We start from the raw sequence: 24,635 nt of genomic DNA on the forward strand, positions 1-24,635 counted from the left end.
CCGTTCTGCTGGCGAACCGACCTATTTAAGGTGGTACGCCAGCATTACAGTAGTTCAAAAACAGCCAATTAGCAGTAAAGTTTGCAGAACATCACATTTTTTACTCTATGCTGACGGTTTCACTTCCGGCTCATCGGCGACGTCGCCCGTATGTTTACCTTCATCCGTGCCTTGCCAACCATGGCGTTGAATTAACGATAAGTGTTGGCGATCTTCCGCAATAATTTCACTCAGCATTGCGCTGGTGCGTTTATAAACCGCTGCGCGGGAAATCGCGTCATTTTCCCCTTTCACCATCTCCTCAACCATGAGCATATTGAAGCGGCGGAATACGTCGGCCCGCTCACGCGCTTCATAGCGACCAAGCCCAAGACCTTCCAGCGCCAGACGCCCGGTCTTCAGCGCGCCTTCAAAGGTTTCACGTTCCGGCATTTCCACCCCTGCCTGGCGCAGGCGAATGTAATGATCCACATCGCGCGCGCGGGCAATAATGTGCAGATGAGGGAAATGCTCCTTCACCATTTCGGTTAATTGCAGGCTGGTTTGCGGATCGTCAATGGCGTTAATAATGACTTCTGCTTTAGCCGCCCCTGCAGACTCCAGCAGATCCATCCGGGTCGCATCGCCATAGAAAACCTTCATGCCGAATTTTCGTAGCGTTTCGATATGGTCCGGGTCATGATCAAGAACCACCATTTTGACGCCGCTCGACAACAGTAAACGACCGGTAATCTGACCAAATCGCCCAAACCCGGCGATGATCACTCGCGGTTGTTCTTCGTCGATTTCATCCGCTTCCCGCTCTTCACCGGTCGCTGATTTTTCCAGTCGTGTCAAAATCACCAGTAAAATCGGCGTCGCCGCCATCGACAACGCGACAGCCAGGGTCAGCGATTTCGCCCAATCAGGATCAAGCACGTCTGCCATTTGCGCCGCGCCAAACACCACGAAGGCAAATTCACTGCCCTGCCCTAATAATACGGCAAACCAGCGACGTTGCTTATTCGGCACCTGCAACGGTTTCGCTATCAGCCACAGCATGACGGTTTTGATAACCAGGAAACCGACCAGCAGAATAACGATGCGTAATGGGTTATCTACCAGCGTGCCAAAATCGATAGACATCCCCACGCCGATGAAGAACAGTCCCAGCAACAGTCCTTTGAACGGTTCAATATCGCTTTCCAGCGCGTGGCGATACTCAGAACTGGCCAGCAGCACACCGGCCAGGAACGCCCCCATCGCCATCGACAGTCCGACCTCTTCCAATAGCAGACCGAAGCCAAAAACGAGGAATAGCGCGACGGCGCTAAACACTTCCCGCAGGCCTGAACGGGCAACAAAACGTAAGGCGGGACGCGTCACATAGCGACCTAACAGCACCACCAGCACCAGTGCCCCCGCCACCTTAAGCGCAGAGAGCGCAAACGCCCCAAGCGTTGTCGATGCGCCGCTCGCCGCGAGTAATGGGAGCATCGCGACCAGTGGAATAGCGGCGATATCCTGGAACAGCAGCACGGCAAATGTGCTGCGTCCGAGTTGCGACACCATCAGGTTACGTTCATTCATCGCCTGCATAGCGATGGCCGTTGAGGAAAGCGCCAGCGTCATGCCGATCAGTTCCGCTACCTGCCAGCGCAGGCCGAGGAACATACAGAACAGACCGATCAGCCCCCCGCAAACCACCATTTGTAATGCACCACCGCCAAACACCGAGGCTCGCAGCTTCCACAAACGTTGCGGATCCAGTTCCAGGCCGATGACAAACAACATCAGCACCACGCCGATCTCGGCAAAATGGAGGATTGATTCGGCATCTGTCACCAGCCTCAAGCCCCAAGGACCGATGATGCACCCGGCGATGAGATAGCCCAGAACTGACCCTAAGCCCAGCCGTACGGCGATGGGGACAATCAGCGCCGCCGAACCGAGGTAAATCAGCGCCTGTATCAGCGTATGACTATCCATGATGCACCTCCTGCCACTCCAGCAGACGCTGTTTATAGTGGCGCGCCTGCGCCTGCAGCGTTTCATCATCACAAATAAACGTACAGTGCATCGCAAACGGCGGCAGCCATTTGAGGCCGCAATATAAAGCCGTTGCCTGTAGGGGCTGAGAAAGTACATCAAAGCCAGGATGGGAGCCGATATCAAAGTGGTTTTCACCGCCGCCGGTCGTCACAGCCCACAGCAGATGTTTACCGTGCAGCGCTGTTCCTCCATGGCCATAGGCCCAGCCGTGAGAGAGGACTTTATCCATCCACAATTTGAGTAACGGAGGCGTGCTATACCACTGCATAGGATGCTGCCAGATAATTAAATCAGCGCGTGCCAACGCATCCTGTTCAGCGGCAATATCGATATTGAAATCGGGGTAGAGCTGGTAGAGCGAGCGGATCTCCACGCCCTCCAGCGTCCTTGCCTGATCAAGCATCCGCTTATTCGCATGCGAATGCTGCGGATAGGGATGCGCATAAATGATGAGAATCATGATTAGCCTGTGTCACTGCATTATTGTAATAACAGTGAGTTTAGTCAGTTAATCCACAGGCTAACAGTCAATATTATTGAGTAGATAAATGGAAAAATCTGAGTTAGTTGTCCAGCTCACTCATATCTTTAACCTGGTCGCGGTTAATCTGCTCCGTCTTACCTGTTTGCGCATTTTTATATGACACCAGGCCAGTATCATCATCCACTTGCGGTTTGCCGTCGGTAACGATGGTTTTGCCGTCGGTGGTTTTCACCGCCTGGTTTGAGGAACAACCGGCGACGGTAAACAGTGCTGCTGCGGTAAAAATAGAGGTGATCAGGATATGTTTTTGCATGGTGTTCTCCCTGCTTTTCAGTCGTTTTCAGTGAAATATAGATTAACTGTAGGCTAACTGACTGAGTTACAGGGAAAATACAGAACACTCCTAATAACCTGCCCTGGTCACGGGCTTACTGCGAATCGTCATCTGACTGGTTTGAGACAACGTCAGGCCGCGTGTTTCTGGTGCAAAAGCAATGGACACGAGCAGGCCAATCAGCGAAATCCCGGCCCCCATCAGCATGACATTACTGATGCCGTATTTGCTAATGAACACCGGTAGCGCCCAGGTGGAAACAATGGTCCCGATGCGGCTTAACGACATAATCACCCCGACGGCAGACGCGCGAATATCGGTAGGAAACAGTTCGTTGGGATATAGCCACTGCAGATTCCCCGGACCACCAGAGAAAAATGCGTATACGGCAAAGGCCAGCACCACCAGCCACGCCCCCATATCAGGAATGAACCCCAGTACGGCCAGCGCCAGCGTCATCATAATAAAGCTGCCAATCAACAGCGGTCGCCGCCCCGCGCTATTGAGCCAAAACATCGGCGGAATACACCCCAGCATAAAGCACAAGCTAATCACCACGTTGCCCAACGCGGCGCTTTTCCCGGCACCCAGTCCCAGTAGCCCAACAATCTGCGGGCCAAAGGTATAGATGGCGAACATCGGGATCACCTGACAGGTCCAGATGGCGGCAACAAACAGCACAAACGGGAAATGACGACGATTAAACAGCTGGAGAAAACGCGTCTCCTGCGGCGCTTCTTCGTCGAACACCACCGGTTCGCCGAACAGCTTGATCATCATCGCCTCGCACTCTTTCACCCGCCCCTTACGCAGCAGCCAGCGCGGCGATTCAGGCAGGTCGAAGCGTCCAATCAGGATCAAAATACAGGGGATCACCGCGCTACCTAGCATCCAGCGCCATCCGCCCTCAACATCATACAAACAGTAACCGACCAGATCGGCACAGGTTGCGCCGACATACCACATAGCCGCGATAAAACCGATAGAGAAGGCACGCTGGCGGGTATTGGAAAATTCGGTAATCATCGAGGTGGCGATCGGGTAATCGGCGCCAATCACAATGCCGATCAGCACACGCATCACCAGGAGTTCAATGGGCGAGGTAACGAACATGGTCGCTGCCGATATCACGCCAATGGCGATGATATCGATAATAAACATTTTTCGCCGCCCGACCTTATCAGAAATGTAGCCAAACAACGACGTACCAACAAACAGTCCGGCCAGCGTGCCCGCACCCAGCAAGCCAATCCACTGAGCATCCAGTTTCAATGCTGGCGTGAGTTGTTCAAGCGCCACGCCAATCATTACCAGCACATAACCATCCAGAAACGGCCCACCGCTTCCCCATAGCATTATCCTGCGGTGAATAGAGGTAAATTTGATGTCATCAAAGTTCCTGGGCTGCTGCATGGTGATGTCCTGTTTCAACACGGGCAAAGCGTCATCTGTAGGCCGGATAAGGCGTTTACGCCGCCATCCGGCATTGGCACCACATGATTGCCGGATGGCGATGCTACCGCATCTTATCCGGCCTACGGGTGCACAACCTCGTACTTATTAGCCGTAGCGGAACTCCACGCCAAACGTCCCGCGTGGGTATTCCCATTTTTCCAGCGCCGTATCAAGGCCGAGGATCCGGCACGTTCCGCACTCCAGGCACCCGGCGTAATCAAAACGAACGCTACCGTCGTCCTGCTTTTTATACAGTCCCGCCGGACAGGCCTTAATCAGCACCTCCAGCGCCTGTTTATCAGGATCGGCTTTGAGAATGATGTGTGGGCTATCTTCATCCACATTGAACTTATTGACGCCCAGTTTGACGTCCACATTGACGGGAGATGTCATAATACGGTCACTCCTTTCAGGCCATCTTTCATCAGGTTGATGAAGCCCACTTTCTTCGCATGGCGCAGGATTTTTTTACGCATTGGCACCGGAGCGGAGCCATCCACGGTGAACAGGTCGCGCGCGATACTGACCGCCATTTCGGGATAAGCGGTAAACATGCGGGGATTATCAAGAAAAGCCGGCAGTTTCTGATACATGCGCATATCGCGCATCGGACCTTCGTCCAGATGCTGACGGTATTCACCCAGCGACTGCTTGCTAAAATCGTCGCGCTTCATCGCCGAAAGCACCGTCTTCGCCGCCGCTTCGCCTGCGGATATGGCGAGATCCATACCACGGATGGTAAAGCCGAGGTTCATACACATACCGGCAGCGTCTCCGGCAATCAGTACGCCATCGCCCACCAGTTCAGGCTGCATATTCATTCCCGCCTCGGGTACAACGTGCGCGGCATATTCCACCAGCTTGCCACCAGCGATCAGCGGAGCGACTGCCGGATGCTGTTTGAAATCTTCCAGCATTTGCGGGACCGATTTTTTCGCGTCTTTCAGATGATGAAGACCGCAGACCAGCCCCAGAGAAAGTGTTGTTTCATTCGTATACAGGAAGCCACCGCCCATCAGACCATCGGTTGGCGCCCCGGCAAACAGACAGGCGGCGCCTTCGTTGCCCTGTAGCTGGAAACGATCTTCAATTACCGACTTCGGCAATTCGATCAGTTCCTTCACGCCGACGGCAACATGCGATGCCTCAACACGCTTGGCCATGCCCAGCTTTTCAGCCAGCAGAGAATTCACCCCGTCGGCGAGGATCACGACTTTGGCTTCCAGAATATCGCCATCGGCTTCCACGCCCACGACTTTACCCTCGCGCTGAACGACGTTATCGACGCGAATACCGGTGATCAGTTGCGCCCCCGCCTCTTCGGCCTGCTCCATCAGCCAGGCGTCAAATTTACTGCGCAAGACGGAATAAGAAACCTGCGACGCGGCGGCCTCTTCACCATTGCAGTAGTCGATAGTCATCGCCCCGTTGTCGGTCATAAAGGCGAGTTTTTCGTGGGTAATCATGCGTTCAATGGGGGCCTGATCCGCAAAGCCGGGAATGATGCGTTCCAGGCTATGCGCATACAGACGCCCACCGGTGACATTCTTCGCGCCAGCAGAATTGCCGCGCTCGATAACCAGCACCTGTGCACCTTCGCGAGCAAGCACCAGCGCCGCAACCGAACCGGCCAGACCTGCACCCACGATGATGGCATCAAAGATATCTTCGGACATACGTACTCCTGTCAGCGGCAGGATACCTTCGCATCCTGCCCGAAATGATTTATCGCGCTAAGGCAGCCGTCAGCGCAGGCAGGATCTTCAGCGCATCGCCAACGATGCCAAAATCCGCATACTGGAAGATCGGCGCATTTTTATCTTTATTGATGGCGAAAATCGTCTGCGCGCCGTTGGCGCCGACCATGTGTTGGATCTGCCCGGAGATCCCCACCGCCAGATACAGTTCAGGCTTGAGCATCAGGTTGGAGATACCGACGTAGCGCTCGTGCTCCATCCACTTCTCGTTTTCCGCTACCGGGCGAGAACAGGCCAGCTCAGCGCCAATCGTCTGGCACAGCGCTTCGGCCAGCGAGATATTCTCTTTGCTACCGATACCGCGTCCCACACTGACCACCAGACGCGCTTTATCGAGATCGACGCTGTTGCTCTGACGCGCCTGGGTTGCGGTGCGGGTCACGGCAATGGCCGGAGCCTGCCACTGCACGGTGTGCATCTCACCGCTGCGAGAAGTGTCCGGGTCTTGTGCGTCAAACGTTCCGCTGCTGAGCGTGATCACAGCGAACGGCGAAGCAATGGTTTCTGCCCCTATCGCCAGACCGCCGTAGACCATATGCTTAACCGCCGCTTTTCCATCCTGCAGGGCGACTTCGCTGGCGTCGTTGGAAACCGCAGCCGACAAGCGAAAGCCCAGCTTTGCCGCCAACAGTTTGCCCCGGCGCGTATTCGGCAGCAGCACCGCGCCGCCCTCGCTATGCTGACGAACAGTCTCAGCCATCACATCAGCGTAGTCTTCGATCATGCGGTCTTCTGGTTTGCCACTGAGCAGCCAGACATGATCCGCGCCCAAATGACATGCTGTCGCGCTATCCGCTTCGTTCAGTACGAACGCATTAACTTTTTCACCTACAGCCTGCGCGCCACTCATCAGTTCGGGCAGACGAGAAGGGGTATCGCTGAATACCCAGACACTGGAAAATTTGTTCATAACATCCCCTGATAATTAAATGATTTTGCGCAGATTCTCGACAAACGCGGCGATTTGTTCTTCACCGTCACCTTCAATCACCACACGCTGACGCTCGCGCTGCTTCGGTGCGGCAACCTGTTGTGTGGAATACGCGGGTACGCTGTTCAGCCCGATATCCGCAGGCGACCAGACCTGAACCGGTTTTTTCGCCGCGCCAAGAATGGCTTTCATCGAAGGGATTTGTGGAGTGTTGATGTCGGTGGAAACCGCGATCACCGCCGGGAGCGGGATGCTCAGCGTTTCAACTTCATCTTCCAGTTCGCGTTCTACCGTCAGCGTACTGTCAGTAAGAGAGAGGATCTTACTCACGCCGTTAATCGCCGGAACGTTCAGCGCTTCACCCACCAGCAAACCAACCTGCTGAGCATAAAGATCGGAAGAACCGTCGCCGCAAATAAGCAGATCGAAACCTGATTTTTGCGCCGCGGCGGCCAGCGCGGTAGCGGTGTGTTGCGGCAGCGCCTGCTCAAATTGATCGTCAATCACCACAATCAGTTCATCAGGGCCACGAGAAAGGACATCTTTGCGCCCTTTTGCATTAGTCAGCGCTTTGCCGCCAACGCTCATGGCGACAACCTGAGCTTCTCCCACCTGCTGTTTTAACTGGCAAGCAGCTTCAATTGCATTCAGATCATATTGGCTGATTTTGCCATCCGCTTTGCTGAAATCGAGTGAACCATCAGCATTATTAATCGCAATATCCTGTTCATCAGGTACGCATTTGTAGCAAGTAATTATCTTCATTGCATCTCCAGAAATCATGAAGGAAACGTATTTATATCGGCGGTGTTAAATACAGATATCACGCTCTTTAATTCGGAAATAAAACCTTAATCACCAATATTGAAAATGTCACACATTGAAATTCGTAACTTTCAATAGTGTTACATGCCTCACCAATATTGAAAGAAACACGTCAAATATGAAAATTTTCAATATTGCTTGCTGGTTCAACAATATTGAACGCCAGACACTTAAAAAAGTTAAAAAACCAATGACAACCATATGATTTATAAATAAAAAACAGATATTTCAAGACAAAATAACCAGCACAAAAAAGTGTGATCAAGGTAACAGAATCACGCGAAATGAATACCCATTATGAGTTACTCGTTGAGGTGTCCCAGAGGTTAATAAGTTATCAACAAACCATTAATAATAAATAAACAAACGTTCAAAAACGGGCACGCTAAATAAATTTCGTTTTCACACTGGAATTCACTTATGAAAAATGAAAAGAGAAAATCGGGAATTGAACCGAAGGTTTTTTTTCCGCCATTAATAATTGTCGGAATACTTTGCTGGCTAACAGTAAGAGATCTTGATGCCGCTAACGTCGTTATTAATGCGGTATTCAGTTATGTCACCAACGTCTGGGGATGGGCATTTGAATGGTATATGGTCATCATGCTATTCGGCTGGTTCTGGCTGGTTTTTGGCCCCTATGCCAAAAAGAGATTAGGTGACGAAAAACCGGAGTTTAGCACCGCCAGCTGGATTTTTATGATGTTCGCGTCCTGTACATCCGCTGCGGTGCTGTTCTGGGGCTCTATTGAGATCTACTACTATATCTCCACCCCGCCGTTCGGCCTGGAACCAAATTCCACGGGCGCGAAAGAGATAGGTCTGGCGTACAGCCTGTTCCACTGGGGGCCGCTGCCGTGGGCAACCTATAGCTTCCTATCTGTAGCCTTCGCCTACTTCTTCTTTGTACGTAAGATGGATGTCATCCGTCCCAGCTCCACGCTGGTACCGCTCGTCGGTGAGAAACATGCGAAAGGGTTGTTCGGTACCATCGTTGATAACTTCTACTTGGTGGCGCTGATCTTCGCAATGGGCACCAGCCTCGGTCTGGCTACCCCGCTGGTCACCGAGTGTATGCAGTACCTGTTCGGTATTCCGCATACGCTGCAACTCGACGCCATCATCATTACTTGCTGGATCATTCTGAACGCCATTTGCGTGGCCTGTGGCCTGCAAAAAGGGGTCAAGATCGCCAGTGACGTACGTAGCTATCTGAGCTTCCTGATGCTCGGCTGGGTGTTTATCGTCAGCGGCGCCAGCTTCATCATGAACTACTTCACCGACTCCGTCGGGATGTTGCTGATGCATCTGCCACGGATGCTGTTCTATACCGATGCCATCGGTAAAGGCGGCTTCCCGCAGGGCTGGACCGTTTTCTACTGGGCGTGGTGGGTAATTTACGCCATCCAGATGAGTATCTTCCTGGCCCGTATTTCTCGTGGTCGTACCGTACGCGAACTGTGCTTCGGGATGGTACTGGGCCTGACCGCGTCTACCTGGATCCTGTGGACTGTCCTTGGTAGCAACACGCTGCTGCTGATGGATAAAAACATCCTCAACATTCCGCAGTTGATTGAACAACACGGCGTGGCGCGCGCCATTATCGAAACCTGGGCCGCCTTACCGCTCAGCACCGCCACCATGTGGGGTTTCTTTATCCTCTGCTTTATCGCCACCGTAACGCTGATTAACGCCTGCTCTTACACCCTGGCGATGTCCACCTGTCGCGAAGTTCGCGATGGTGAAGAACCGCCTCTGTTAGTGCGTATCGGCTGGTCGGTGCTGGTCGGCATCATCGGTATCGTTCTGCTGGCACTGGGTGGGTTGAAGCCGATTCAGACCGCAATTATCGCCGGAGGATGCCCGCTGTTCTTCGTCAACATTATGGTGACGCTGTCCTTTATTAAAGACGCCAAAGTGCACTGGAAAGACAAGTAATTCTTATTAACCCAATTGATCAAGAGGCTGAAAGATGGATTTCAACTTAAATGACGAGCAGGAACTGTTTGTCGCCGGTATTCGTGAACTGATGGCCAGTGAGAACTGGGAAGCTTATTTTGCCGAGTGCGATCGTGACAGCGTCTACCCTGAGCGTTTTGTAAAAGCGCTGGCGGATATGGGCATTGATAGCCTGCTGATCCCGGAAGAACATGGCGGTCTGGAAGCGGGTTTTGTTACCGTCGCCGCCGTCTGGATGGAGCTGGGACGTCTTGGCGCACCAACTTACGTGTTGTACCAATTGCCGGGAGGTTTTAACACTTTCCTGCGTGAAGGGACTCAGGAGCAAATTGATAAAATCATGGCGTTCCAGGGTACCGGTAAGCAGATGTGGAACTCTGCTATCACCGAACCGGGAGCGGGATCGGATGTCGGCAGTCTGAAAACCACTTATACACGCAAAAATGGTAAGGTTTATCTTAATGGCAGTAAGTGCTTTATCACCAGTAGCGCCTATACCCCGTACATCGTGGTCATGGCGAGAGACGGTGCATCGCCGGATAAGCCTGTTTACACCGAATGGTTTGTCGACATGAGCAAAGCGGGTATCAAGGTCAACAAACTGGAGAAACTCGGTCTGCGCATGGATAGCTGCTGTGAAATCACCTTTGACGACGTTGAACTGGACGAAAAAGACATGTTCGGTCGGGAAGGTAACGGCTTCAACCGCGTGAAAGAAGAGTTTGACCATGAGCGCTTCCTCGTCGCGCTGACCAACTACGGCACCGCAATGTGCGCTTTTGAAGATGCCGCGCGTTACGCTAATCAGCGCGTGCAGTTTGGTGAAACTATTGGCCGCTTCCAGCTGATTCAGGAGAAGTTTGCGCATATGGCGATCAAACTGAACTCCATGAAAAACATGCTGCTGGAAGCCGCGTGGAAAGCAGATAACGGCACTATTACCTCCGGCGACGCGGCAATGTGCAAATACTTCTGCGCCAACGCCGCGTTTGAAGTGGTAGACACCGCCATGCAGGTACTGGGAGGTGTTGGTATCGCGGGCAACCACCGCATCACGCGTTTCTGGCGTGACCTGCGTGTTGACCGCGTTTCTGGTGGTTCTGATGAAATGCAGATCCTGACGTTAGGCCGTGCGGTACTCAAGCAATACCGATAGAACGGCGCAACCTGTAGGCCTGATGAGACGCTCGCGTCGCCATCCGGCCTACATGGCCCCCATAAATGCCAGGAGAAAAATTATGAATCATTTACCAATGCCAACCTTTGGCCCTCTTGCTGGAGTACGCGTTGTTTTTTCAGGGATCGAAATCGCCGGTCCATTCGCCGGACAGATGTTCGCCGAATGGGGCGCCGAGGTTATCTGGATTGAAAACGTCGCATGGGCCGATACCATCCGCGTACAGCCTAACTACCCGCAGCTCTCACGCCGCAACCTGCACGCCTTGTCGCTCAATATTTTCAAAGATGAAGGTCGGGAAGCGTTTCTGAAACTGATGGAAACCACCGATATTTTCATTGAAGCCAGTAAAGGCCCGGCCTTTGCACGCCGCGGTATTACTGATGAAGTGCTGTGGGAACATAACCCGAAACTGGTCATTGCCCACCTTTCCGGTTTTGGCCAGTTTGGTACGGAGGAGTACACCAATCTTCCGGCGTATAACACCATCGCGCAGGCGTTCAGTGGTTATCTGATCCAAAACGGCGACGTTGACCAACCGATGCCAGCCTTCCCGTATACCGCGGATTACTTCTCCGGGATGACCGCGACGACAGCGGCGCTGGCGGCCCTGCACAAAGTGCGCGAAACGGGTAAAGGTGAAAGCATCGATATCGCCATGTACGAAGTGATGCTGCGCATGGGTCAGTACTTCATGATGGACTACTTCAACGGCGGCGAAATCTGTCCACGTATGACGAAAGGGAAAGATCCTTACTACGCCGGTTGCGGCCTGTATAAATGCGCCGATGGTTACATCGTCATGGAGTTGGTCGGCATCACGCAAATCAATGAGTGTTTTAAAGATATCGGCCTGGCGCACATTCTCGGTACGCCGGAAGTTCCGGAAGGCACGCAGCTCATCCATCGCGTGGAATGCCCTTACGGCCCGCTCGTCGAAGAGAAACTGGACGCCTGGCTGGCAGCGCATACCATCGCCGAAGTCCAGGCGCGCTTTGCTGAGCTGAATATCGCCTGTGCGAAGGTGCTAACCATTCCGGAACTGGAAGGCAATCCGCAGTACGTTGCTCGCGAATCCATTACTCAGTGGCAAACAATGGACGGCCGCACCTGCAAAGGGCCGAACATCATGCCGAAATTTAAAAACAACCCGGGGAAAATCTGGCGTGGCATGCCATCACACGGCATGGATACCGCCGCCATTCTGAAAAACATTGGTTATAGCGAAGCAGACATAAATGAGCTGGTCGGCAAAGGCCTGGCCAGGGTTGAGGAATAAACGCGACGCGCTAACCCGCTCGTGGGTTAGCGCTCACGCCTGATTTCAGTGGATAAAGCAATATGGATATCGTTGGCGGACAAAACTTACGTCAGATGTGGGACGACCTGGCCGGGGTGTACGGAAATAAAACGGCGTTAATTTTCGAATCCTGTGAAGGAATCGTTCGGCAATTTAGCTATGCCTCGCTCAATGAAGAGATTAATCGCACGGCGAACCTTTTTCATTCCTTAGGGATCCGCAAGGGCGATAGGGTCGCACTGCATCTGGATAACTGTCCGGAATTCATCTTTTGCTGGTTTGGACTGGCAAAAATCGGCGCCATTATGGTGCCGATCAATGCTCGCTTACTGGGCGAAGAAAGTGCCTGGATCCTGCAAAACAGCCAGGTGAGCCTGCTGGTTACCAGCGCCCAGTTTTATCCTATGTACCGTGAAATACGCCAGGAAAATAGCACTCCGCTTAATCATATCTGTCTGATTGGCGAGCAGCTTCCGGCTGACGATGGCGTGAGCCACTTTACCCAACTGCAGGCTCGTCAGTCGACCACCCTGTGCTATACGCCTGCGTTATCCACTGACGATACGGCGGAAATTCTGTTTACCTCCGGTACCACCTCGCGTCCAAAAGGGGTGGTGATTACCCATTATAACCTGCGCTTTGCGGGCTATTACTCTGCCTGGCAAATCGCCCTGCGCGATGATGACGTATACATGACGGTGATGCCCGCTTTTCATATCGACTGTCAGTGTACCGCCGCAATGCCGGCCTTTTCCGCCGGCAGCACCTTTGTGCTCCTGGAGAAGTACAGCGCCCGGGCGTTCTGGGATCAGGTACGTAAATATCAGGCGACGGTGACCGAGTGCATCCCGATGATGATCCGCACGCTGATGGTCCAGCCCGCCGCGCCAACGGACAGGCAGCATCATCTGCGCGAAGTGATGTTCTATCTCAATCTATCCGCGCAGGAAAAAGACGCCTTTATCGAACGCTTTGGCGTCAGGCTGCTGACCTCTTATGGTATGACTGAAACCATTGTCGGAATTATTGGCGACCGTCCCGGAGACAAACGACGCTGGCCTTCCATTGGTCGCGTAGGATTTAGCTATGAAGCTGAAATTCGCGACGATCAAAATCGTCCGCTGCCCGCCGGAGAAATTGGCGAAATCTGTATTAAAGGCGTCCCCGGCAAGACCATCTTCAAAGAGTATTACATGCAGCCGGAAGCAACCGCCAGGGCGCTGGAACCAGAGGGCTGGTTACATACCGGTGATTCGGGTTACCAGGATGAGGATGGCTATTTCTATTTTGTCGACAGACGCTGCAACATGATTAAACGCGGCGGGGAAAATGTCTCCTGCGTCGAGCTGGAAAATATTATTTCTGCGCATCCGAAAATTCAGGACATTGTGGTTGTTGGTATTAAAGACGCGATCCGTGATGAAGCCATTAAAGCGTTTATTGTCCTTAATGAAGGTGAAACATTAAGCGAAGCCGAGTTTTTCAGCTTCTGCGAAAACAATATGGCGAAATTCAAGGTTCCCTCTTTTATGGAGATCAGAACCGACCTGCCGCGCAACTGTTCAGGAAAAATAATCAAAAAAAATCTGAAATAAACCTTCTGGCAGGAATCCCTCCCGCCGGGAAACTATTTATCTGGAGATGAACCATGAGTGAATCATTACATCTGACCCGTAATGGCCCGATCCTGGAAATTACCCTCGACCGACCTAAAGCCAATGCCATTGACGCCAAAACCAGCTTTGCAATGGGCCAGGCTTTTCTTAATTTCCGTGACGATCCGGAATTACGCGTAGCAATCATTACTGGCGGCGGGGAGAAATTCTTTTCTGCTGGCTGGGACTTAAAAGCGGCAGCGGAAGGTGAAGCGCCGGATGCCGATTTTGGTCCCGGCGGCTTTGCCGGTTTAACCGAAATATTTGATCTGGATAAGCCGGTCATCGCCGCGGTAAACGGCTATGCGTTTGGCGGCGGTTTTGAGCTGGCGCTGGCAGCGGACTTTATTGTCTGCGCGGAAAACGCCAGCTTCGCGCTACCGGAAGCCAAGCTCGGCATCGTGCCTGACAGCGGCGGCGTTTTGCGCCTGCCTAAGCTGTTGCCACCGGCTATCGTCAACGAAATGGTGATGACCGGTAGACGAATGAGCGCCGAAGAAGCGCTGCGTTGGGGGATCGTGAACCGCGTTGTCAGCCAGAGCGAACTGATGGATAGCGCGCGCGAACTGGCGCAACAACTGGTTAATAGCGCCCCGCTGGCAATCGCGGCGCTGAAAGAGATTTATCGTGCGACCAGCGAAATGCCGGTAGAAGAAGGCTACCGCTACATCCGCAGCGGCGTACTGAAGCATTATCCGTCGGTACTGCATTCGGAAGATGCGCTCGAAGGACCGCAGGCATTTGCCGAAAAACGCGATCCGGTGTGGAAAGGTCGTTAATGTGACTATGCCGGATAAGGTGTTTACGCCGTCGTCCGGCAAAAAAACCGAGGTACAACCATGAGCTATTACGCCTTTGAAGGACTGATCCCGGTGGTACACCCGGACGCGTTTGTCCATCCCAGCGCCGTGCTGATTGGCGATGTCATCGTGGGTGCTGGTGTTTATATTGGCCCACTCGCGTCATTGCGTGGGGATTATGGGCGCCTGATCCTTAAGGCAGGATCTAATCTGCAGGATGGCTGCATTATGCATGGCTACTGCGATACCGATACCATCGTGCATGAGAACGGTCATATCGGCCACGGCGCTATTTTGCATGGCTGCGTGGTGGGCCGGGACGCCCTGGTCGGCATGAACAGCGTGATTATGGACGGCGCAGTGATTGGCGAAGAGAGCATTGTCGCCGCCATGAGTTTCGTCAAAGCCGGATTTCAGGGTGAGGCAAGGCAACTGCTGGTGGGTTCACCTGCGCGAGTACTACGCCAGGTCACAGACCAGGAGCTGCACTGGAAACGCCTCAACACCAAAGAATATCAGGATCTTGCGGTCCGCTGTCGAACGGGGCTATCTGAAACGAAGCCGTTAACCCAGGTCGAAAAAAACCGGCCGCGCCTGAAAGGCACGACGGACGTGAAGCCAAAATCAGCCCAATAATTGATGCCGGATGCGCTGACGCTTATCCGGCCTACGCGTCAATCCCCGTTAACGCTGCCATCAGGCAAACTAACCATTAGCGACGCATACTTTTTGACAGCATCATCTGCCATTTCTGCTCACGGTTGAGCTCTGTTGGGGGAACGGCAGACAGTCGCGGCGCTTTCGCCACACTCACTTTTCTTTCCTGCAAATTATGATTCAATCGGCGATAGAGATGAGAATCAATACTCACGACTTTCACCAGACGCTGGCACTGACAGCCTCGTCCTGCAATCTGGTTAGGGATCATCTTCACTTCACAAACAATTTCCCCAACTTCTGACAGAATATAGGAGAGCGTATTAATTGCTTTGCAGTGTTCAATATCAAATTGACGGGAAATCTCCTTGGCAGTGATCCATCGGTCCTCTGCCATCATCCAGTCAGCAATTAACAAATAAAGCGGTCTTTCAACATATTTTTCACACATAAGCACACCATTTCACAAATTAAAAATCTGGCTACGGCCTGTCCAAATTAATAAAAACTAAGCCATATTAAAATTGTGGATATAAAGATAGTATGCGACTTGAATGTTGATTAGTGTGAGCAATATCGTGCTTATTACATTGAAAATGTGGTTAAGGAAACGGACATCTCCAGGAATGACCTGATAGGGTAAAAAAACGGCTCCTTCTCAGGAACCGTTTCAAATTTATATTGCAGATCCGATTAACGCAAATATCACCGAACCTTCTGTTTATTATTTATTGATCTGCGCGTGCATTTCCTGCACCGAGGTCACCTTCTCGGTGGCATCCGCATTCAGCGCCATGGCCGTTGCGAAACCGCCGTTCAGGGTAGTGTCGTAATGCACTTTGTACTGCAAGGCGCTGCGGCGAATCAGCTTGGAGTCTTCAATCGCCTGACGACCTGCGGTGGTGTTGATAATGTAGGTGTATTCGCCATTCTTGATACGGTCCTGAATGTGCGGACGACCTTCATGCACCTTATTCACCAGACGCGGGTTGATACCGGCTTCACCCAGCACAATCGCGGTACCGTGAGTCGCATCCAGCTCGAAGCCCTGTTTTAGCAGCTTAGCGGCCAGGTCCACCACGCGCTCTTTGTCGCCTTCGCGAACCGAGAGCAGCGCACGGCCCTGTTTCTTCATCGTGGAGTTACTGCCCAGCTGTGCCTTGGCGAACGCTTCCGCGAAGGTACGGCCCACGCCCATCACTTCCCCGGTAGAGCGCATTTCTGGCCCTAACAGCGGGTCAACGCCCGGGAATTTGTTGAACGGCAGCACCACTTCTTTCACCGAGTAGTACGGCGGGATAATTTCTTTGGTCACGCCCTGCTCGGTCAGCGATTTGCCGGCCATCACGCGCGCCGCCACTTTCGCCAGCGGTACGCCGGTGGCTTTGGAGACGAATGGTACGGTACGCGCCGCACGCGGGTTGACTTCAATCAGGTAGACTTCGTTGTCTTTCACCGCAAACTGCACGTTCATCAGGCCGCGCACCTGCAGTTCGAAGGCCAGCTTCTGCACCTGCTGGCGCATCACATCCTGAATTTCCTTGCTCAGCGTGTAGGCAGGCAGAGAACAGGCGGAGTCGCCAGAGTGTACGCCCGCCTGCTCGATGTGCTCCATGATGCCGCCAATCAGCACCATTTCGCCGTCGCAGATGGCGTCAACGTCCACTTCGATGGCATCGTCGAGGAAGCGGTCCAGCAGCACCGGCGCGTCGTTGGAGACGCTAACCGCGGTCTGGAAGTAGCGACGCAGGTCGGCTTCGTCGTAGACGATTTCCATCGCGCGGCCGCCCAGTACGTAGGACGGGCGCACCACCAGCGGGTAGCCAATTTCTTTCGCCTTCTCAACCGCTTGTTCAATGGCGGTCACGGTGGCGTTGGCTGGCTGTTTCAGCTTCAGACGGTCAACCGCGTGCTGGAAGCGTTCACGGTCTTCCGCGCGGTCGATGGCGTCCGGGCTGGTGCCGATAACCGGTACGCCTGCGGCTTCCAGTTCACGCGCCAGTTTCAGCGGGGTCTGGCCGCCGTACTGCACGATGACGCCTTTCGGCTTCTCGATGCGCACGATTTCCAGTACGTCCTCCAGCGTTACCGGCTCGAAGTACAGACGGTCGGAGGTGTCGTAGTCGGTAGAGACAGTTTCCGGGTTACAGTTGACCATGATGGTCTCGTAACCGTCTTCGCGCAGCGCCAGCGAGGCATGGACGCAGCAGTAGTCAAATTCGATCCCCTGGCCGATACGGTTCGGACCGCCGCCGAGGACCATGATTTTGTCGCGGTCGACGGATGGGTTAGATTCGCACTCTTCTTCATAGGTAGAGTACATGTAGGCGGTATCGGTGGCGAATTCCGCCGCGCAGGTATCCACGCGCTTGTAGACCGGGTGCAGGTTGTACTGGTCGCGCAGCTTGCGGATTTCCGCTTCGCGCACACCCGCCAGTTTTGCCAGACGCGCATCGGCGAAGCCTTTGCGCTTCAGGTGACGCAGGAAGTCAGCGTCGAGGCCGTTGATGCCCACTTCCGCCACTTTTTCTTCCAGACGTACCAGCTCTTCAATCTGTACCAGGAACCAGCGGTCGATGTTGGTCAGGTTGAACACACCGTCGACGGAGAGGCCCGCGCGGAAGGCATCGGCGATATACCAGATGCGCTCGGCGCCCGCGTCTTTCAGCTCGCGACGGATTTTGGTCAGTGCTTCCGGGTCGTCGAGGCTCACTTTCGGGTCGAAACCGGTGGCGCCTACTTCCAGGCCGCGCAGCGCTTTCTGCAGGGATTCCTGCTGCGTACGGCCAATCGCCATCACTTCGCCGACGGATTTCATCTGGGTGGTCAGACGGTCGTTCGCACCGGCGAATTTCTCGAAGTTGAAGCGAGGAATCTTGGTGACAACGTAGTCGATAGACGGCTCGAAGGAGGCCGGAGTACGCCCACCGGTGATGTCGTTCATCAGTTCGTCGAGGGTGTAACCCACCGCCAGTTTGGCCGCCACTTTGGCAATCGGGAAGCCGGTGGCTTTCGACGCCAGCGCCGAGGAGCGGGAGACGCGCGGGTTCATTTCGATAACGATCAGGCGACCATCTTTCGGGTTCACCGAGAACTGAACGTTGGAACCGCCGGTTTCTACGCCGATTTCACGCAGTACCGCCATCGAGGCGTTACGCATGATTTGGTATTCTTTGTCGGTCAGGGTCTGCGCCGGAGCAACGGTGATCGAGTCACCGGTGTGAATGCCCATCGCATCGAAGTTTTCGATAGAGCAGACGATGATGCAGTTGTCGTTTTTATCACGCACCACTTCCATCTCGTACTCTTTCCAGCCGATCAGCGATTCATCAATCAGCAGCTCGTTGGTTGGCGAGAGGTCCAGGCCGCGTTCGCAGATTTCTTCGAACTCTTCACGGTTGTAGGCGATACCGCCGCCGGTGCCGCCCATGGTGAAAGATGGACGGATGATGCACGGGAAGCCCACGTCAGCGGCAACCGCCAGCGCTTCTTCCATGGTGTGCGCGATACCGGAACGCGCGGTGTCGAGGCCGATTTTCTTCATCGCCACGTCGAAACGACGGCGGTCTTCTGCTTTATCAATCGCATCAGCGGTCGCACCAATCATGGTCACGCCGAACTCTTCCAGCACGCCCTGACGCTCCAGCTCCAGCGCGCAGTTCAGCGCGGTCTGGCCGCCCATGGTTGGCAGAACCGCATCCGGACGCTCTTTTTCGATGATTTTGCGTACCACTTCCCAGTTGATCGGCTCGATGTAGGTCGCATCGGCCATTTCCGGGTCGGTCATAATGGTTGCCGGGTTAGAGTTCACCAGAATAACGCGGTAACCCTCTTCGCGCAGCGCTTTACACGCCTGGGCGCCGGAGTAGTCAAACTCACACGCCTGACCGATAACAATCGGGCCCGCGCCCAGAATCAGGATACTTTTTATGTCTGTACGTTTTGGCATGGCTCTTATTACTCCTGATTATTTCGCGGACTGACGGTATTGCTCAATAAGCTCGATAAAGTGGTCGAACAGCGGCGCCGCATCATGCGGGCCTGGGCTCGCCTCCGGGTGGCCCTGGAAGCTGAACGCCGGTTTATCGGTACGGTGAATCCCTTGCAGGGTTCCGTCGAACAGGGATTTGTGGGTTACGCGCAGGTTGGCTGGCAGCGAATCTTCATCCACCGCAAAGCCGTGGTTCTGCGCGGTAATCATCACCACATTCTTATCCATGTCTTTCACCGGGTGGTTACCACCGTGGTGACCAAACTTCATCTTGATGGTCTTCGCACCGCTCGCCAGCGCCAACAGTTGATGGCCGAGGCAGATGCCAAATACCGGAATATCGGTCTGGAGGAATTTCTCAATGGCTTCGATGGCGTAGTCGCACGGGGCCGGGTCACCTGGGCCGTTAGACAGGAAGATACCGTCCGGATTCATCTTCAGAACATCTTCCGCGGAGGTTTTCGCCGGTACCACCGTCAGGCGGCAGCCGCGATCCACCAGCATACGCAGAATGTTGCGCTTGGCGCCAAAATCGTAGGCCACCACGTGGAACGGCAGCTCTTCTGCAGACTTCGCTTCCGGCAGGTCACCCGAAAGCGTCCAGCTACCCTGAGTCCAGCTGTAGGATTCAGCGGTGGTCACTTCTTTTGCCAGATCCATCCCATTTAAGCCCGGGAACGCTTTGGCTTTTTCTAAGGCCAGCGCAGCATCCAGATTATCACCTGCAATGATGCAGCCGTTCTGAGCGCCCTTCTCGCGCAGCAGTCGCGTCAGCTTACGGGTATCGATATCGGCAATCGCCACAATATTATGGCGCTTGAGGTAAGAAGAGAGGTCTTCGGTGTTGCGGTAGTTGCTGGCAATCAGCGGCAGGTCGCGGATGACCAGGCCTTGCGCATGTACCTGAGAAGATTCTGCATCGGCTTCATTGGTGCCGACATTACCGATATGAGGATAAGTAAGAGTGACGATTTGGCGGGAATAGGAAGGATCAGTGAGGATTTCTTGATAACCGGTCATTGAAGTATTGAAAACGACTTCCCCAACCGCCGAACCTGTTGCCCCTATGGCCCGACCGTGAAACTGGGTTCCGTCTTCCAGAACCAATAGCGCTGACTTAATCAAAACACCCTCCAGAGAATATTCACTCACTTTATTTGCATATTAATTCATTAACACCTCATGAATCAATGCAAATTTGCTTACCTATGGATTTCTGGCAAACGGCGGCATTCTAGAGATAGCCCACGTAAAAGTCTACCCAAAAGGGCAATTTTTATTATTATTTTACGCCACTGGGATAAATCCCTCGATTTAACAGGCAAAAAGATCAGCTAACTCAGGGTGGAAAACGCTTGCGGTAGATAAAGAGTGTAAAAACGGGAGCAGCGAGAGAAAAAAGTGGACCACTTGGTCAAAATTTACATTCAGATAACAGAATGAAGCATAAAAACATATATAAACATCATCTTAGATAAAAAATAAAACCAAAAGCCAAAAAATTAAAGGGCAATAAAATATTGCCCCATGTAATCAAATAATTACGATCACCATAACCACATCACGAAGGGTAATAAAATCTATAAACTGCGTAAATCAAGTACATCTTTCATATCAAAAAGACCATTTGACTTAGATTTCAGCCAAACCGCCGATCGCACTGCGCCATTGGCAAAAGTCATGCGGCTGGACGCTTTATGGGTGATTTCAATACGCTCGCCAATATCGGCAAACATCGCGGTATGTTCGCCGACAATGTCACCGGCGCGTACAGTCGCAAAACCAATAGTGCCCGGCACACGCTCGCCGGTATAACCTTCGCGCGAGTAGACTGCGCAGTCTTTCAGATCTTTATCCAACGCCCCGGCGATCGCCTCACCCATCGCCAGCGCGGTCCCCGATGGGGCGTCCACTTTGTGGCGGTGATGCGCTTCGATAATCTCAATATCGGTATAGTCCCCCATCACTTTTGCTGCTTTCTCAAGCAGTTTCAGCATGACGTTAACGCCGACGCTAAAATTCGCAGCGAAGACGATAGCAATCTCCTGCGCGGCATCGCGAATAGCCTGTTTACCGGCATCATCGAATCCGGTGGTACCAATCACCATTCCCTTACCGTGCTGGCGGCAAAACGCCAGATGCGTCAGCGTACCTTCCGGTCGCGTGAAATCGATGAAAACATCGAAATCATCTTTCACCGCCTCAAGGCTGCTTTGTACGGTAACGCCCGTTTTCCCGGCTCCCGCTAACTCTCCGGCATCGCTTCCCAGTAAGGAAGAGCCTTCGCGCTCCAGCGCCGCGCCAAGCTGTACGCCATCCATGCCAAGTGTGGCCTGAATCAACTGACGCCCCATGCGTCCTCCGGCTCCCGCGATGGCAACGCGGATTTGTGCATCATGCATAGCTATTCTCTTTTGTTAATTTTGCGTAAATCGTTTTCAGAGTAACCAGCACGCCCGGAGGCCGCTAGCTGAAAACACCCATAATTAGAATTTAATGATAAACAGAGGGGAATATCAGTAAAAGACATGATTCATCCCGCAGGATGAATCATTGCTGGAGCACTGGAAAGAAGTCAAACTTACTCAGTATGGCGCAAAGTGATGGGAAAACGATGGAAAACCGAGCAGAAACCAGCCAATCTGCGTAGATATTTTCGCGAGTGCGGTTTTATGGCACGAGCGTGTAGGTGACGATCATCTGCCCTTTTTTCATCTTCACCTGAGTAATCGTCACCTGCCCAATGTCGGATAAACGCGCAACATGCGTACCGCCGCAAGGGTAAGCGGGCAGCTCACCGAACCCGACTTCGCGCAAACCGCCGTCGAATGTCACCCGGCGAGGAAGATCCTCCGCCTGCCAGGCGTTGATTTTCGCCAGCAGTGAGGCGCCGTCCGGCAGCGTACTGCTGCCTTTTGCGGAAAACGTAATCCGCCCTTCGCCAGGCCAGTGGTGCGCTTTTACCGGTTGCCATCCGTACTCTGTACCCGCCAGCCCGATAAGGTGCCCCGCAGAGTGCAGCCGCGCATGCAGCTGACGCTGTGTCGCATCAACTCTCAGGCTGATTACGCCAGGCGCAATCGGTGTCGCCACGATATGTAGCACATCGTCATCACGCACGATCACCGTCTCGACGGGGATCTCATCAATCCAGCCCGCATCCGCGGGTTGCCCAACGCCCTGTGGGTGAAATAGCGTGCCGTCCAGCACCACCGCATAGCCTCCTTCCGCTCGCGCTGTACAGCTCATCACCGTGGCCTGGCCTTCGGTGTTATCACAGGTGTAATAAAGACGTTCGGTCATGATTGCTCTCATCTTGATAGGAAGAGTATATTCACTTTACTGACGGCGATAATCCTGCGCCGGTTCAATGCATCTTTGCCTGGTATGCACAAATGAACCCTAACCTTCTTCCTGACCTTGCCACCTTTGTGTTGATTATCGACCAGGGGAGCTTCTCTGCCGCCGCCAAAGTCTCAGGTGCTACGCCTTCCGCTATTAGCCGCAGCGCATCACGCCTCGAGAAGGCGCTGGGCAGCAAACTGCTGCACCGTACGACACGCAAGCTGGCGCTTAGCGAAACGGGCAAAATAGTGTATGCGCACGCGCAGGAAATGCTGCATGCGGCGCAAATGGCTGTCGACTCAGGCAGCAGCCGACAAACTATTGCGCAAGGGCAACTGACCCTCAGCGTGCCCAAAGCGGTGGGGCGATTTGTCATTCATCCACTGATGGCCGAATTCTTTACGCGCTACCCACAGGTGGACGTCCGCCTTCGGCTGGAAGACCGTTATATGGATTTAATCGACGACGGCGTCGACCTTGCGCTGCGCATCAGTCAGTCGCCCTCCCCGGGCCTGTATGGGAAACCACTGATGCCGGTCAGCCATGTGATATGCGCAACCGCTGCGTACCTACGCGAGCACGGTACGCCAGAGCACCCGCAGGCACTGCGTGAACATAGCTGTATCAGCCTTGGCGAGACCCCTGCGGATTCACGCTGGAAGTTTCGCCGCGGTGAACGTGTGGAGACCATTCAGACTCACGGTCGCTACGCCGCCAACCATACCGGCGTACGTCTGGATGCGGTGAAAAATAACCTCGGAATCGGCAGCCTGCCGTTGTTCACCGCCCGCGCGGCACTCTCCAATGGCGAGATTGTCCAGGTACTGCCGGAATGGGAATTTATCAGCGACTACAGCGGGGAACTGTGGCTGCTATGGACGCGCAATCAACATATGCCCGCCAGAATGCGGGCGATGATTGATTATCTCGGCGAAAAGGTACCGCTACACAACACCTGATTATGGCGCCAGCGCCAGCACCTCTGCCACCCACTGCTGGAACCCCTCAACGTCAAGATCCAGTGCAACCTGGGCATTTGCCGGATGCCCCAAACGTCCTTCAATATCCACCACCGTGGTACCCGAGGTATATTCCCCCTGAGTTTCCACCGCCACGAAGCACGGCTGCAGGGTAAAGAGTTCCGGGCGCACCAGCCAGGCAATCGCGCACAGATCATGCATCCGCAGTCCTGTATTCATACTGCCGCTGCGGTAATGGCTAAATAGTGCGTGCAGCATACTGCCGGTCTTATTGAGCGCGGGAAGCGTCGCCAGATACTCCGGCGTCAGCATGGCCTGATTAGTGACATCCAGCCCACACATCACGATCTCCAGCCCACTCTGAAAAACTTTCGCGGCGGCCTCAGGATCGATAGCAATATTAAACTCGGCATTTGGCGTAAAGTTCCCGCGCCCGGCTGAACCGCCCATCATCACCAGACGGTGAATATTGAATATGCATTCAGGATAATGGGTCAGCAGCAGCGCAATGTTGGTCAGCGGACCAATCGCTACCAGCGTCACGGGCTGCGGGGCATGCATCAGCGCGTCACGAATAGCCTGGAAGGCGGGTTTTGCCATCGCCTGTCGGTCGTGTTCGACAAATTCATACCCTTCCATACCGGACTCGCCGTGCACGGAAGCAGCATCACGCAGCGGCCGCACCAGCGGCATTGATGCCCCTTGCGCCAGCGGAATATCCGCATTCCAGAAATGCAGCAACTGCAACGCATTACGGGTGGTTTTTTCCACCGAAACATTGCCTGCTACCGTGGTCATGAGTTGCAGATCCAGCTCAGGGGCAAACAGCGCGGCGGCAATAGCGGCGGCATCATCAATGCCGGGATCGGTATCAAGAATGATCGGTAAGCGCATGGTTTCTCCATAAAAAATGCCAGACGTTAAGTCTGGCATCTTCTCATAATCGTATCGTGA

21 protein-coding genes are annotated in these 24,635 nt (G+C 53.7%); 7 read left to right on the forward strand and 14 right to left on the reverse strand.

What is annotated here, in order from left to right:
* Positions 1-105: 105 nt before the first annotated feature.
* The 8 genes from kefC to ICA20_RS20850 form a co-directional block, all read right to left on the reverse strand.
* Entirely contained in the window at positions 106-1,968 is a 1,863-nt protein-coding gene (gene kefC / locus ICA20_RS20815) for a glutathione-regulated potassium-efflux system protein KefC (RefSeq protein ID WP_038637111.1), read from the reverse strand.
* The gene (kefF, locus tag ICA20_RS20820) at positions 1,961-2,491 is read right to left on the reverse strand and encodes a glutathione-regulated potassium-efflux system oxidoreductase KefF (protein ID WP_038637110.1); all 531 of its coding nucleotides are present in this window, start codon (positions 2,489-2,491) and stop codon (positions 1,961-1,963) included. Before kefF ends, kefC begins: the two co-directional genes overlap by 8 nt.
* A gap of 103 nt (positions 2,492-2,594) precedes the next feature.
* Positions 2,595-2,828 (reverse strand): YgdI/YgdR family lipoprotein, encoded by a 234-nt coding sequence (locus ICA20_RS20825; RefSeq protein ID WP_003018880.1) that lies wholly within the window; start codon positions 2,826-2,828, stop codon positions 2,595-2,597.
* Between the two features lie 90 nt (positions 2,829-2,918).
* Positions 2,919-4,262 (reverse strand): MFS transporter, encoded by a 1,344-nt coding sequence (locus ICA20_RS20830; protein ID WP_038637109.1) that lies wholly within the window; start codon positions 4,260-4,262, stop codon positions 2,919-2,921.
* 147 nt (positions 4,263-4,409) lie between these two features.
* A complete protein-coding gene (gene fixX / locus ICA20_RS20835) occupies positions 4,410-4,697 on the reverse strand; it encodes a ferredoxin-like protein FixX (RefSeq protein ID WP_000203731.1) in 288 nt (95 codons plus the stop codon).
* A complete protein-coding gene (locus tag ICA20_RS20840; RefSeq protein WP_038637107.1) occupies positions 4,694-5,980 on the reverse strand; it encodes an FAD-dependent oxidoreductase in 1,287 nt (428 codons plus the stop codon). Before ICA20_RS20840 ends, fixX begins: the two co-directional genes overlap by 4 nt.
* A 49-nt stretch (positions 5,981-6,029) precedes the next feature.
* On the reverse strand, positions 6,030-6,971 hold the full coding sequence (locus ICA20_RS20845) for an electron transfer flavoprotein subunit alpha/FixB family protein (RefSeq protein WP_038637106.1): 942 nt from the start codon (positions 6,969-6,971) through the stop codon (positions 6,030-6,032).
* 15 nt (positions 6,972-6,986) lie between these two features.
* Positions 6,987-7,757, reverse strand: a complete 771-nt coding sequence (locus tag ICA20_RS20850; protein WP_038637105.1) for an electron transfer flavoprotein FixA — start codon at positions 7,755-7,757, stop codon at positions 6,987-6,989.
* A gap of 480 nt (positions 7,758-8,237) precedes the next feature.
* Here ICA20_RS20850 and caiT point away from each other — a divergent pair, with 480 nt between their 5' ends.
* The 6 genes from caiT to caiE all read left to right on the forward strand — a co-directional run bounded on the left by caiT (position 8,238) and on the right by caiE (position 15,344).
* Positions 8,238-9,755 carry an L-carnitine/gamma-butyrobetaine antiporter gene (gene caiT / locus ICA20_RS20855; protein WP_038637104.1) on the forward strand — a complete coding sequence of 506 codons (1,518 nt, stop codon included), beginning with the start codon at positions 8,238-8,240 and terminating at the stop codon, positions 9,753-9,755.
* A 34-nt stretch (positions 9,756-9,789) separates the two neighbouring features.
* The gene (gene caiA / locus ICA20_RS20860; RefSeq protein ID WP_003018898.1) at positions 9,790-10,932 is read left to right on the forward strand and encodes a crotonobetainyl-CoA dehydrogenase; all 1,143 of its coding nucleotides are present in this window, start codon (positions 9,790-9,792) and stop codon (positions 10,930-10,932) included.
* Between the two features lie 82 nt (positions 10,933-11,014).
* Positions 11,015-12,232, forward strand: a complete 1,218-nt coding sequence (gene caiB / locus ICA20_RS20865; RefSeq protein ID WP_038637101.1) for an L-carnitine CoA-transferase — start codon at positions 11,015-11,017, stop codon at positions 12,230-12,232.
* Positions 12,233-12,294: 62 nt separating this feature from the next.
* Positions 12,295-13,848 carry a crotonobetaine/carnitine-CoA ligase gene (gene caiC / locus ICA20_RS20870; RefSeq protein WP_038637099.1) on the forward strand — a complete coding sequence of 518 codons (1,554 nt, stop codon included), beginning with the start codon at positions 12,295-12,297 and terminating at the stop codon, positions 13,846-13,848.
* 53 nt (positions 13,849-13,901) lie between these two features.
* The gene (gene caiD / locus ICA20_RS20875) at positions 13,902-14,687 is read left to right on the forward strand and encodes a crotonobetainyl-CoA hydratase (RefSeq protein ID WP_038637097.1); all 786 of its coding nucleotides are present in this window, start codon (positions 13,902-13,904) and stop codon (positions 14,685-14,687) included.
* A 60-nt stretch (positions 14,688-14,747) separates the two neighbouring features.
* Positions 14,748-15,344 carry a carnitine operon protein CaiE gene (gene caiE, locus ICA20_RS20880; RefSeq protein ID WP_038637095.1) on the forward strand — a complete coding sequence of 199 codons (597 nt, stop codon included), beginning with the start codon at positions 14,748-14,750 and terminating at the stop codon, positions 15,342-15,344.
* 76 nt (positions 15,345-15,420) lie between these two features.
* On the opposite strand, the gene caiF is transcribed toward caiE, so the two are convergent.
* From caiF to ICA20_RS20905, 5 genes are all read right to left on the reverse strand, one after another.
* Positions 15,421-15,816, reverse strand: a complete 396-nt coding sequence (caiF, locus tag ICA20_RS20885; protein ID WP_038637093.1) for a carnitine metabolism transcriptional regulator CaiF — start codon at positions 15,814-15,816, stop codon at positions 15,421-15,423.
* Between the two features lie 273 nt (positions 15,817-16,089).
* Positions 16,090-19,314 (reverse strand): carbamoyl-phosphate synthase large subunit, encoded by a 3,225-nt coding sequence (gene carB / locus ICA20_RS20890; protein ID WP_038637091.1) that lies wholly within the window; start codon positions 19,312-19,314, stop codon positions 16,090-16,092.
* A gap of 18 nt (positions 19,315-19,332) precedes the next feature.
* The gene (gene carA / locus ICA20_RS20895) at positions 19,333-20,481 is read right to left on the reverse strand and encodes a glutamine-hydrolyzing carbamoyl-phosphate synthase small subunit (protein WP_038637089.1); all 1,149 of its coding nucleotides are present in this window, start codon (positions 20,479-20,481) and stop codon (positions 19,333-19,335) included.
* 455 nt (positions 20,482-20,936) lie between these two features.
* A complete protein-coding gene (gene dapB, locus ICA20_RS20900) occupies positions 20,937-21,758 on the reverse strand; it encodes a 4-hydroxy-tetrahydrodipicolinate reductase (protein ID WP_038637087.1) in 822 nt (273 codons plus the stop codon).
* Positions 21,759-22,026: 268 nt separating this feature from the next.
* Positions 22,027-22,659 (reverse strand): serine-tRNA(Ala) deacylase AlaX, encoded by a 633-nt coding sequence (locus tag ICA20_RS20905; protein WP_038637085.1) that lies wholly within the window; start codon positions 22,657-22,659, stop codon positions 22,027-22,029.
* Positions 22,660-22,751: 92 nt separating this feature from the next.
* Between ICA20_RS20905 and ICA20_RS20910 the strand changes: the two genes are divergently transcribed.
* Positions 22,752-23,660 carry a LysR family transcriptional regulator gene (locus ICA20_RS20910; RefSeq protein ID WP_038637083.1) on the forward strand — a complete coding sequence of 303 codons (909 nt, stop codon included), beginning with the start codon at positions 22,752-22,754 and terminating at the stop codon, positions 23,658-23,660.
* On the opposite strand, the gene rihC is transcribed toward ICA20_RS20910, so the two are convergent.
* Entirely contained in the window at positions 23,661-24,575 is a 915-nt protein-coding gene (rihC, locus tag ICA20_RS20915) for a ribonucleoside hydrolase RihC (RefSeq protein ID WP_038637081.1), read from the reverse strand.
* Between the last annotated feature and the right edge of the window lie 60 nt (positions 24,576-24,635).

It is taken from the genome of Citrobacter sp. C5_2 (assembly GCF_014596845.2).
Taxonomy (GTDB): Bacteria; Pseudomonadota; Gammaproteobacteria; order Enterobacterales; family Enterobacteriaceae; genus Citrobacter; species Citrobacter werkmanii.